Annotated in this window: 10 protein-coding genes; 6 read left to right on the top strand and 4 right to left on the bottom strand. The window is 46.9% G+C overall.

Annotation, left to right across the window (positions count from 1 at the left end; genetic code table 11):
• Nucleotides 1–31: 31 nt before the first annotated feature.
• The 4 genes from cysP (at nucleotide 32) to HGO26_RS10515 (ending at nucleotide 4,075) form a co-directional block, all read left to right on the top strand.
• The gene (cysP, locus tag HGO26_RS10530; protein WP_168825039.1) at nucleotides 32–1,039 is read left to right on the top strand and encodes a thiosulfate ABC transporter substrate-binding protein CysP; all 1,008 of its coding nucleotides are present in this window, start codon (nucleotides 32–34) and stop codon (nucleotides 1,037–1,039) included.
• Nucleotides 1,040–1,226: 187 nt separating this feature from the next.
• Nucleotides 1,227–2,072 (top strand): sulfate/thiosulfate ABC transporter permease CysT, encoded by an 846-nt coding sequence (gene cysT, locus HGO26_RS10525; protein WP_105249982.1) that lies wholly within the window; start codon nucleotides 1,227–1,229, stop codon nucleotides 2,070–2,072.
• Nucleotides 2,073–2,081: 9 nt separating this feature from the next.
• Entirely contained in the window at nucleotides 2,082–2,948 is an 867-nt protein-coding gene (gene cysW, locus HGO26_RS10520; RefSeq protein ID WP_028759251.1) for a sulfate ABC transporter permease subunit CysW, read from the top strand.
• Nucleotides 2,945–4,075, top strand: coding sequence for a sulfate/molybdate ABC transporter ATP-binding protein (locus HGO26_RS10515; protein ID WP_131523841.1), 1,131 nt, complete (start codon nucleotides 2,945–2,947; stop codon nucleotides 4,073–4,075). Before cysW ends, HGO26_RS10515 begins: the two co-directional genes overlap by 4 nt.
• 372 nt (nucleotides 4,076–4,447) lie before the next feature.
• Here the strand turns inward: HGO26_RS10515 and HGO26_RS10510 are convergent, their stop codons facing one another.
• From HGO26_RS10510 to HGO26_RS10495, 4 genes are all read right to left on the bottom strand, one after another.
• Entirely contained in the window at nucleotides 4,448–5,083 is a 636-nt protein-coding gene (locus HGO26_RS10510) for a DUF2625 family protein (protein WP_113939910.1), read from the bottom strand.
• Between the two features lie 135 nt (nucleotides 5,084–5,218).
• A complete protein-coding gene (locus HGO26_RS10505; RefSeq protein ID WP_168825038.1) occupies nucleotides 5,219–6,730 on the bottom strand; it encodes an AAA family ATPase in 1,512 nt (503 codons plus the stop codon).
• Nucleotides 6,731–6,824: 94 nt separating this feature from the next.
• Nucleotides 6,825–7,970, bottom strand: coding sequence for an HlyD family secretion protein (locus HGO26_RS10500; protein ID WP_168825036.1), 1,146 nt, complete (start codon nucleotides 7,968–7,970; stop codon nucleotides 6,825–6,827).
• A 1-nt stretch (nucleotide 7,971) separates the two neighbouring features.
• Nucleotides 7,972–8,364 (bottom strand): DUF3302 domain-containing protein, encoded by a 393-nt coding sequence (locus HGO26_RS10495; RefSeq protein ID WP_028759246.1) that lies wholly within the window; start codon nucleotides 8,362–8,364, stop codon nucleotides 7,972–7,974.
• Nucleotides 8,365–8,645: 281 nt separating this feature from the next.
• Here HGO26_RS10495 and purT point away from each other — a divergent pair, with 281 nt between their 5' ends.
• Both purT and HGO26_RS10485 read left to right on the top strand, forming a co-directional pair.
• The gene (gene purT / locus HGO26_RS10490; protein ID WP_168825034.1) at nucleotides 8,646–9,821 is read left to right on the top strand and encodes a formate-dependent phosphoribosylglycinamide formyltransferase; all 1,176 of its coding nucleotides are present in this window, start codon (nucleotides 8,646–8,648) and stop codon (nucleotides 9,819–9,821) included.
• 211 nt (nucleotides 9,822–10,032) lie between these two features.
• Nucleotides 10,033–11,757, top strand: a complete 1,725-nt coding sequence (locus HGO26_RS10485; protein WP_168825032.1) for an RluA family pseudouridine synthase — start codon at nucleotides 10,033–10,035, stop codon at nucleotides 11,755–11,757.
• The last annotated feature ends 68 nt before the right edge of the window (nucleotides 11,758–11,825 follow it).

Raw genomic sequence — 11,825 nt, 5'->3', positions numbered from 1 at the left:
CTGACAAAATTGCCAGATTAAGGAGTTAAAAATGTCCGTAAAATTGATAAAGGCCCTGCTAGGAACCCTCATTCTGGGAACCTCACTCAATGTGACTGCCGCAGATCAAACCCTGCTTAATTCCTCTTATGATATCGCACGGGAATTATTCAATGCCTACAACCCCGTTTTTGCCAAACATTGGGAAGAGAAAACAGGTAAAACCGTCGAAATTAAACAATCCCATGCAGGCTCATCTGCACAGGCACGCTCGATTCTGCAGGGATTACCCGCAGATGTGGTAACGTTTAATCAAGTGACAGACGTACAAGTTCTGCACGATCGCGGTAAATTGATCCCAGAAAATTGGCAACAATTACTCCCTAACGCCAGTTCACCTTACTATTCCACCATTGCATTTTTGGTGCGTAAGGGTAACCCAAAGCAAATCAGCGACTGGGGCGATTTAGCTAAAGATGACGTTAAACTGGTCTTTCCTAACCCAAAAACCTCTGGTAATGCTCGCTACACTTATTTAGCCGCATTAGGTTATGCTCAGAAAAACTATGGTAAGGATAATCAGGCTAAACTGGATCAATTCCTGAAAAAATTCCTCGGTAATGTCGCAGTATTTGATACAGGCGGCCGCGGTGCGACCACCTCCTTTGTTGAACGTGGGATCGGTGATGTATTAATTACCTTTGAATCGGAAGTGAACAATATCCGCCAGCAGTATGGTACGGACGATTACCAAGTGGTTGTACCAAAAACCTCGATTCTGGCAGAGTTCCCCGTCGCTGTGGTTGAGAAAAATGCTAAGCGTAACGGTACACAGGAACTCGCAACTGAGTATTTGAATTATCTCTACAGCGAAGAAGCGCAACGTCTACTGGCAGGATTCAGCTATCGTGTACACAACGAAAAGGTAAAAGCTGAGTTTGCTAAGCAGTTCCCTACCGTTGACCTGCTGACTGTTGAGCAAATCATCGGTGGTTGGGATAATGCCATGAAAACGCAGTTTGCTAACGGTGCAAAACTCGATGAGCTATTAAAGCGCTGATATCGTCCTTAATGTAGTAAGATATCAACATTGAACCCGAGCAAAGTCTCGGGTTTATCGCTAATTGGCATTTATCAATCAGTGTTAGCCGTAAAGATTGCATCCAACAAATGGCTTGAGCCAACAACGAGCGAACCGTATAAATAGTATTGGTTTAACGCAATTAACCTGATCGGGTGATTATTCTGTGATTTTTAATAACGGGCGTTTACGCCATAAGCGGGTTCTTCCCGGTTTTACCATCAGCTTAGGTGTGTCCCTGCTGTTTGTCAGCCTAATCCTATTATTGCCAACCACAGGCTTAATCATGCAGACCAGTTCAATGAGCTGGTCCGAATACTGGGGCGTGATTGCCGATCCCAGAGTGGTTGCCAGTTACCGAGTCACCATACTATCGGCGCTCGCGGCATCATTATTTAACTGCCTTTTCGGATTATTACTCGCATGGGTACTCGTGCGTTATGAATTTCCCGGCAAACGCATTTTAGATGCCTTGGTAGATTTGCCCTTTGCCTTGCCGACCGCCGTTGCCGGTATCACCTTAGCCACCCTTTATGCGGAAAACGGCCAAATCGGTAGTCTATTAGCTGAATGGGGCATAAAAGTCGCCTACACCCCGCTAGGCATAGTGGTCGCGATGATTTTCACCAGTATTCCCTTTGTGGTTCGTACGGTACAACCCGTTCTCGAAGAGTTATCCCACGAGGAAGAAGAAGCGGGAATGACGCTTGGCGCCTCGGATCGTTCGGTATTCTGGCGGGTTATTTTGCCCTCCCTTTGGCCAGCATTAATGATTGGAACGGCACTGTCTTTTACCCGCAGTCTGGGTGAGTTTGGTGCAGTGATCTTTATCGCTGGCAATATGCCTTATATCAGTGAAATCACTTCGTTAATGATCTTTGTCCGCCTGCAAGAATTTGATTTTGCAGGTGCCAGCGCCATTGCCTCAGTGGTTCTAATGACCTCGTTACTGCTATTACTGCTGATAAACCTCTGGCAGGCGCGTTATCTGCGCCGCATTCATGGACGATAAGGAGCAAATATGAACTCATTTAAACCCTTAAGAGTCGGTGAAGCGCCCCTGATCAAATGGAGCCTTATTACCCTCGCCGTGCTCTTAGGCTTGCTATTGTTGCTATTGCCGTTGGTGAGTATTTTTCAGCAGGCGTTTGTCGGAGGTTGGGAGCGTTATATTGGACACTTAACTCAACCGGATTCGCTGCATGCGATTGGCTTAACACTGATGGTGGCAGCACTCACAGTACCGATCAATTTAGTGTTCGGAATCATGCTGGCCTGGAGCGTGACTCGCTTTGAATTCCCCGGTCGCAAGTTACTGATCACGCTGATTGATATTCCATTTGCTGTCTCCCCTGTCGTCGCAGGTTTGCTCTATTTGCTGCTCTATGGCAACAGTGGTTGGCTGGGCGAATGGCTATATGAGCACGATCTGCAGATCATGTTTGCTTGGCCGGGAATACTATTAGTGACCATTTTTGTCACTTGCCCCTTTGTAGCCAGAGAACTGATCCCATTGATGCAACAACAGGGCGCATCGGAAGAAGAAGCCGCAGTGATCCTTGGAGCGTCATGGTGGCAACTCTTTCGCCGCGTGACCCTACCCAACATCAAATGGGCACTGATTTATGGTGTGATCCTCACCAATGCCAGAGCCGTAGGAGAATTTGGTGCCGTTGCTGTCGTGTCTGGCAACATTCGCGGCGAAACCAATACCTTACCTTTACATGTGCAATTATTGTACGAAGATTATCAGGCCGAAGCCGCCTTCGCGAGCGCATCATTACTGGCCCTGATCGCCCTATTTACCCTAATGTTAAAAGCCGTAGTGGAATGGCGGCAACAACGCAGTTTAACCGCCAATGACAATAAAGAGCAGAGCCAACTATGAGTATTCGTCTTACTAATATTTCCAAGAAATTTGGCCAATTTCAGGCGCTTTCCCCACTTAATCTCGATATTCAAGAAGGGGAAATGATTGGTCTGCTGGGACCATCAGGTTCAGGCAAAACCACACTGCTGCGGATTATTGCCGGTCTTGAAGGAGCCGATAGCGGCCAAATTCAATTCGGCAACCGAGATGTCACCCAAGTGCATGTGCGTGAAAGACGCGTGGGTTTTGTGTTTCAAAACTACGCGCTGTTTCGCCATATGACGGTCGCCGATAACGTCGCCTTTGGACTCGAAGTCATGCCGAAAAAACAAAGGCCTTCGGCGGCAGAAATTCATAAGCGAGTGACACAACTGCTAGAAACAGTACAACTAGGCCACCTCGCACAGCGCTATCCTGAACAACTCTCGGGAGGACAAAAACAGCGCATTGCATTGGCCCGCGCACTGGCGACCCAACCAGAAGTCTTGCTACTGGATGAACCCTTTGGCGCCTTAGATGCTAAAGTGCGTAAAGAACTACGCCGCTGGCTACGCAGCCTGCATGATGAATTGAAATTCACCAGCGTGTTTGTGACCCACGATCAGGATGAGGCGCTTGAGCTTTCAGATAGAGTGGTAGTGATGAGCAATGGTCATATAGAACAGATTAATACACCTGCTGAGCTATACTCACACCCCAATAGTCGCTTTGTGTTTGATTTTCTTGGTAACGTCAATGTCTTTGAAGCCAGTTGGCAACAAAAACGTTGGGAAAATGGTCAAGCATTTTTAACACCTCCAGAACAGCAAACACTGCAGCAAGATGGTGTTCTCTATGTACGCAGTCACGAATTAGCGCTGTCAAATAAGCCCAATAGTCAGGCCAATTTGCCGTTCAATATTGTCGCTATGACCCCTATTGGCGCCGAAGTTAGATTGGAATTAGCCCCACACGGCTGGCATAGCGAAGAGCTGTGGGAAGCCAAATTCACCCACCATAATCTGCAGGAACTCGGGTTGCAAAAAGGCAGTGTAGTTTACGCTACCCCAAGAACAGCTTACTTCTTTGGTGCGCAGGGTGAGAGTTCACCGACGCGTCTAAGTTGGCCATTCCTGACTCCGGGCAGTCTCGCCTTTGATATCTAATGTCATCATGATAGGAATAAACAGTATTAGCGGTACCACAGGGAGTGGATACCGCTAAGATTCAAACCATTTAGAGAGATATTGTCACGCCAAACAGTGAAGCACTCATTAGGCATTGCCGCGACAACTTTTGGTGATAGCGACAGCTTTGATTTTTGATGCAAGCGGTAACGAGAAAGCCCAAGATACCGCCAAAACGTCAGCTGGATCTTTGCACTGTCCCCTCCGAAGTTAATTATGGATGGCATATACAGCCAATCCATGTTGAATCAATAGAGCTGATAAGCAGGTTTACATCTAGTAATCAACACATTAGATGTTTATAACAAATAATTGTTGCAGAAGTACTCATAAAATCAACAGGTAAACGAATTAACTAACCGAGGTTAATAATTCCAATTTCAGCCTATACATTTCATCAACTGACACCACTTTCACGCTGCTTATTTCAATAGAACCTTCTTTCGCCCATAAAAATGGATAAAAGCTCAGGCATTTATCTGTAGCTATCTGTGAATAGGTTTTTTGAAAGCGCTCTTTACCTAAACTCGCATAAAACTCATTGATTCTCTTTGTAGCTGACCATTGAAAAAAATCTGTGAATCCGATTTCTAATCCTTCCCAATGAATTGAGTCTGGCGACCAATAGTATATATTCCCAACATCTGCACCTAAACCGCCGCCGTTGATAGCAAAAAATCCACCAACTACGTCATTCGCCACTAAAAGATAATGTGCACTTCTATTCCAATCAGTAAGGTTTCTAGACAATCTTTCATGTCCAGAGCCGAAAAAACGAATCCATCCATTGTCGATCAAAATCCCACCGGTTTCGTAGGCAATTGCCCCTAATACCGAACGAGTCGATACCTGAAGTGATTCAAGTACTTCAACCCGATCCTTTGAAGGCGGCAGTATCTCTACACAATGCTCAGCACCAGCAACCATTTCATTGACTACTTTTATGCCAGAGTCTTCGATATCAATCAGTTCATATATACTTTTCAATCTCTTATCCTTGTATCACTAATACCCAGTAAAACGACTCATCATTCATAACAGTACCTTGGGAATCTCGAAAATAACTAAGCCAATATAGCGTTTAAAAATGCTAGTTAGCACTCATGGTACTAAGCAAAAATCTTACTCATGGGCATTCACGGTTCGGCCTGCTGCCCATTGTCGTAGCGCATTGATTTTATCGCTCATGACCACAGATAAAGGCCGTGTCTTACTAAGTTCTTCAAGTAATAGCACTTGGTCGACACTGCACTCGACACTTCTTGCGGTATACATGGCAGCAATAACGGCTTGTTCGATTTCGGCGCCGGAAAATCCTTGGCTACGCGCCGATAACTGGGCGAGATCTAAGCTCGCCACATCGATTCCACGGCGCTTACAGTGGATTAAGAAGATGGCTTTGCGTATAGCTTCGTCGGGTAAATCGACAAAAAAGATTTCATCCATCCTGCCCTTTCGCATCAACTCTGGCGGCAGAACTTGAATATCATTAGCGGTAGCCACCACAAACACTTCAGATTTACGCTCCGCCATCCAAGTGAGTAAGGTGCCGAGGATCCGCGTCGAGGTGCCCTCATCGCTGCTACTCCCGCTTAAGCCTTTTTCAATTTCATCTATCCAAAGCACACAGGGCGACATCATGTCGGCGAGATCCAGTGCATTACGCAGATTCTTCTCGGTTTCACCTATGTATTTGTTATATAAGGCTGCCATATCGAGCCTGAGCAAAGGTCGTTGCCAAACGCCCGCAACTGCCTTAGCCGCGAGGCTCTTACCACTGCCCTGAACGCCCAACAATAAAATCCCCTTGGGCGCATCGAGCGCTTTGACGTGCTGAACTGGAGTCGGCTGGCCGCCTTGGTCAATGGCGCTGACAGCCACTATGGGCGAGCGCTGCTTGAGCCATTTTTTTAGATTATGTAGTCCGGCAACCTGTGAAAAATCACTGGTGTCGTATTCAAATTGCAGCACACCATTTAAGTCGAGTAACTGAAACTTAGCTTTATTGATAGCATCAATATCAGACAAGGTAATAGCACCGTCATTGACTATGGCTTTGCGTACAAGACGACGGGCATCGTCTAAAGTCACGCCCCGCAGATTATCGGCTAATTTGACCACAGCCGCATCATCGACCTGTAGCGGCGTACCTTGGTGACGAATTTTATCAACTTCAAGATAAATCAGATTTTGCAATTGCACTGTACTTGGCAAAGTTAAGTGAAAATAAGCGCAATAACGTTTGATTTCAGGCGGGATTTCAAAGGCATGGCTCACCAGCACTAATGTGTGTTGCAGCGTCTCGTACTCAAGGGCGATTTCTTTAAGCAAACGGACATTCTTAGGTGCATCAATCACAAAGGGATGGAAGTCGCACAACACATAAATCCCCTGCTGTGAGGTTGATTTAATTTGCCCGAGTAGATCGGTTGGCTCACTATTAAACTTTTGCGCCGCCAAGGGCTTATCGACCCGTGCTAGGCCTTGGGTGATGCTCCATGTAAACACAGGTTGATAGAGCACACTTGCGACCCGCTTAAGCAGCTCAACCACGCGATATTCTTCATAGGTTTCAATCACTACAATTGGCGTATTGGAGCGCAGCACTGAGGTTAAATCGTGAATATCTTGCATGCTTTCAAATTCCTTTTTATTCACCCAAAATGGGTCACAAAAAAGTCCAGCGAACTGGACTTGATACAACAGACAAAAGTTAACCGATTAAGGGTTAATGTCCATCAAAAAACAAGTAATTCAGCCAACCTTGCATCCTCAGCAATACTTTACGCATCACAGCGACATGATGGAAATGTTCAGTATAAATTGCAACCTGCCCAGAAACACCCGCAGGAAATTGCTTACGGATAGCATCATCTTCGATATCAATCAGCACAATCACGCGACCATTTTGAAATAAACGAGCCGATGACTGCAGCGCGCCGCCCATTTGAACTTCACCTTCAGCCATAGCGGGTAATATTTTCGCCACTTTCCCCTTAAAGATTTGTCCTGGAGCGGCATCCAATATCACTTCAGCTTCATCACCTTCCTGCAAACGCATTAACGAGTTTTGCCAGAATGCCCCCGCAAAGTAGCGCTGCTCGTCGGGAATAAAGCTCATTACTGGGCGTAATGGTAAAGGCACTGCCATCGCTCCCGCACGAAGTGCCATTTGCGTCACCACACCATCAGCAGGTGCCCGCACGACTGTCTGTTCTAAATCGTAGAGTGCACTGGCTAAATCAGCTTGCAAGCCAGCCACTTTAGTATTGACACCATCAATATTAGATTCATAGGCCAGCTTGACACGCAGTTCTTCAGCATTCGCGACGGTCAGTTGTGCCTCTGAGGCTAAGTACAATTGACGCCTATTATCGAGTTCCAGTTCAGTAAAAGGCGAATTCGCGCCCCCTTTCTTGCGGCCTAACTCATAACGCTCGAAGGCAGATTTATTACGGTCTTTATCGGCCCTAGCGCGCTCTACATTAGCCTTAGCAGACTCCCACGCCGCGGCGAGTTGTGGCACTTGGAGCTCTGCTTCCATCAAAGCTGCGCGTTTACGTTTAACAACGGCCTCGAAGGGAATAGGATCGAGACGAAATAACACATCCCCTTGTTTAACAGGCATATTAGGCTGCACTTCCACCGAAGTCACTAAGCCTTTTACTGCGGGTGTGATAGGGATAGTGACAAAATATTCACGGGCAAAACGAGAATAAGGATGGTTGTAATTCATCACGAGCAATAAGGTACCAATAATGAACACCCCGCCCAGCACTGCGGTGGGAACAGTCCATTTATTCATCGGAATTTTAAAGACTTTAAAGATAGCAATACACACGGCCGCATAGGTGAGTATGAGTAATAAATCCATGTTATACCTCAACTTTATCTGTTTTTATCGCATCCACAGCAGGCGCTATATTCATGGGAGTTATTTGCTCTAACTGTTCAAGCCGAGTCTGAAGCCCTCTGACCGTCTCGCGCAATGAATTCACATCCTCCTCTAAAACTAATTCTCGCTTCATGACAGTATTGAACCCCCAACCGCGATCTTCACGGTATAAAGTCGCCCAGATCCATAAAAATGGCCAAATTGCATGTAGGGTGAATAAACTCACCCACCCGGCGATATGCAATGCATCTTGCTGGGGATGATTACGTTTTTTGGCTATTTCATAGGGGATATCATGAATGGCAATGACACCATAAAACATAATAATGATGACAAAAAACAAAATACCTAACGCAAAGTAATCTAAGAACATCTGCATCTCCTTGTATTAATAATATGTATTCCATCCCAAAGATTAGTGGATGGTCTCCAAACATGCCACCAACATGACATTAACATTTGGGTTTACTCTCAACCTCAGCCCCAATATTAACCAAAGATATGCTGTTTCGTTTTTGCCCCCAGTGATCCGGGACACACTTGTCGATTTACTCCATGATCCTAAAGCCTGTTCAGGCTAAACTAGCCACATCATTGCGGCATAGAACGCAAGCATAAAACTCATCATCCCTACAATCTCAAAGGTACCCACACATGATAGGCACTCCCTACACTGAGGGCGCACGACGCGCCATGTTGCTCGGCTGCGGTGAACTTGGCAAAGAAGTCGCCATTGAACTGCAACGCTTAGGCGTTGAAGTGATTGGCGTTGACCGTTACGCCAACGCCCCCGCCATGCAAGTCGCGCATCGCTCCCATGTGATCAATATGCTCGATGCCAACGCCCTGCGTGCGGTTATCGAGTTAGAAAAACCGCACTTAGTGATCCCAGAGATTGAAGCCATCGCCACCCAAACCTTAGTGGACATGGAAGCCGAAGGGGTAAATATTATCCCGACTGCTCGGGCAACAAAGCTCACTATGGACAGGGAAGGTATTCGTCGTCTCGCCGCTGAAACCTTAAGTTTACCGACTTCTCCGTATTTTTTCTGTGATACCGAAACCGAATTTAATCAAGCAATTAGTGAAATTGGCGTGCCTTGTGTGGTGAAGCCTGTCATGAGTTCCTCGGGCAAAGGCCAAAGCGTTATTCGCGATATCGCCCTCAGCCATAAAGCGTGGCAATACGCCCAAGAAGGCGGACGCGCCAGCGGCGGTCGCGTAATAGTCGAAGGCTTTATTCCCTTCGATTATGAAATCACCCTGTTAACCATCAGCGCAGTCAACGGCATACACTTTTGTGCGCCTATTGGCCACAGGCAAGAAGATGGCGATTATCGCGAGTCATGGCAGCCACAAGCCATGTCCGATGAAGTGTTAGCAAAATCCCAAGCTATTGCCAGTAAAGTGGTCGAAGCCCTTGGCGGTTATGGATTATTTGGCGTAGAGCTATTTGTTAAGGGCCATGAAGTCTATTTCTCTGAAGTCTCACCAAGGCCACACGACACAGGCCTAGTCACACTCATCAGCCAAGATTTATCGGAATTTGCCCTGCATGTTAGAGCTATTCTCGGCCTGCCTATTCCCAATATCCATCAGCATGGTCCAAGTGCCTCGGCGGTGATTTTGGCCGAAGGCACCTCAAGCAATATCCGCTATCAAGGGATTGGTGCGGCATTAGAAGCGGTCAACACTCAGCTTAGATTATTCGCCAAACCCGATATTGATGGTCGCCGCCGTTTAGGTGTCGCGCTTGCCCGTGATATCGATATCGACAGCGCAATCAGCAAAGCACTCGATAGCGCCAGTAAAGTGAAAGTCATCTTTTAAGCGGGTTTAAGCGTTTAAAATTGGCTTTAAGTACAAGCTACACATCAAAGGGAAATGCGCTTTAATGCCATTTCCCTTTTTCAACACAGAGCCGCACCAATAAAAAGTGACCGTCTCCAATAGGCGGAGTAAACTAGCGCCCTTTCTTGCCAGCCCTCATCTTTAAGTTGCGGCTTAACCCTGATAAGTAAAACCAACAGTAGACCCCAATATGCATCTTCAGCCTTCTTGCTTTACCTCTTTCACACAAGCCATTGATGCCTATGTCCTGCCGCAGCGTTTTACCTTTCCTTTCTATTACGAACCGCACCCACTGTGCGTGATCGCTGCCAACGAATTACAACGCCACCTAGAGACTCAAAACGATTGGCAACATAACTTTGGCCTCACGGGGGAGTTAACGGGTGCCATTGGTAAAATGTTTGGTGTGCTTTTAGTGCAAGACCCGCAGGGGAAAGTGGGCTATTTGTCGGCATTTTCGGGCAAGTTAGCTGAGCAAAACCATTGGCCACGCTTCGTTCCACCTGTGTTTGACATGCTGGCTAAGGACAATTTTTTCCACGCCGAAAATCTGCAAATCAACCAAATTAACGAGCAGCTACTTGCAGTAGAAAATCACCCCGATATTCCTCGGCTATCGAGCGAACTCAACGCTGAGCAAGCCCAAGCACAAGCCAAGCTTGCCGCCCACAGGCAAGTGATGATTGACGGCCGTCAATCCCGCAAGACGCAGCGCAATCAACTCGCAGTGCAATGGACTACCAATCCAACTGATGAGACTTTACGTGAAAATAATGCAATCGAAGCTAAACTCAGCCAAGAAAGCATTAACGAAAAGAATCAGTTAAGAGATATTAAACGCTATTGGGATGAACGTATCCATGCCATCAGCCAAGCGTTAAGCCAACTGACAGATGAGCGCGATGCGTTACGACAACAGCGTAAACAGCTCTCGGCGGCGCTGCAGCAAAAGCTGTTTGAGCAGTATCGTTTTTTGAATATTCGCGGTGCAGAAAAAAGCCTTAACGGCATATTTAACGGGACGGTTGAGTTAACACCGCCCGCAGGCTCAGGGGAATGTGCCGCCCCTAAGTTGCTACATTACGCCTTTAAACACGGTCTTAAACCATTGGCGATTGCCGAATTTTGGTGGGGGGCGCCGCCAAAATCGGAAATTCGCCAACACAAACAGTTTTATCCCGCCTGTCTGCGTAAATGCCAACCTATCTTGGGGCATATGCTCGAAGGGCTTGTTGTCGATGATAATCCGCTGCTGACGAACCCCGCCGAAGGCAAAACCTTAAGCATCCTCTACCAAGACGAGGCGATGGCGATTGTGAACAAACCCGCCGAGTTTTTATCAGTGCCCGGCAAAGAGATTGAAGACTCAGTGTATTCGCGCATGCGGCAAATGTTTCCCAATGCCACTGGGCCACTTATCGTCCACAGGCTCGATATGTCGACCTCGGGATTAATGGTGATCGCATTGACAAAAGACGCCCATAAACAACTGCAAAAACAGTTTATCCAGCGCACAGTGACTAAACGTTATGTGGCACTTTTAGCAGGGATCCCTACAGCAATGGCAGATAAACAGGCAGCGGGACAAATCTCTTTACCCCTGCGTGGCGATTTAGACGATAGACCGAGGCAACTCGTTTGCCATGAATTTGGCAAAGCGGCCCAAACCTATTGGGAATTAAGCCATATCGATGAAATGGCACGTACAGCCCGCGTATATCTATCCCCAAAAACGGGCCGAACCCATCAACTCAGAGTTCACTGCGCCCACTCAGAAGGGCTAAATACGCCCATTGTGGGTGATGATCTTTATGGTACTCGCGCCAATCGCCTGCATCTGCATGCCGATTTATTGATGCTTCAACATCCCGTCACCCGTGAACAGATGCGCTTTCAAGTCGATCCTGATTTTTGAGATCTGAGTTCTGATATTGATTAACAAGGCACCAAAAGGAAAACCAAGCTAGTGGGCATTATCAGAAG

It is taken from the genome of Shewanella oncorhynchi, assembly GCF_012584455.1.
Taxonomy (GTDB): domain Bacteria; phylum Pseudomonadota; class Gammaproteobacteria; order Enterobacterales; family Shewanellaceae; genus Shewanella; species Shewanella oncorhynchi.
The sequence above is the reverse complement of the archived record's forward strand: the minus strand, read 5'-3'. Positions and strand labels throughout refer to the sequence as shown.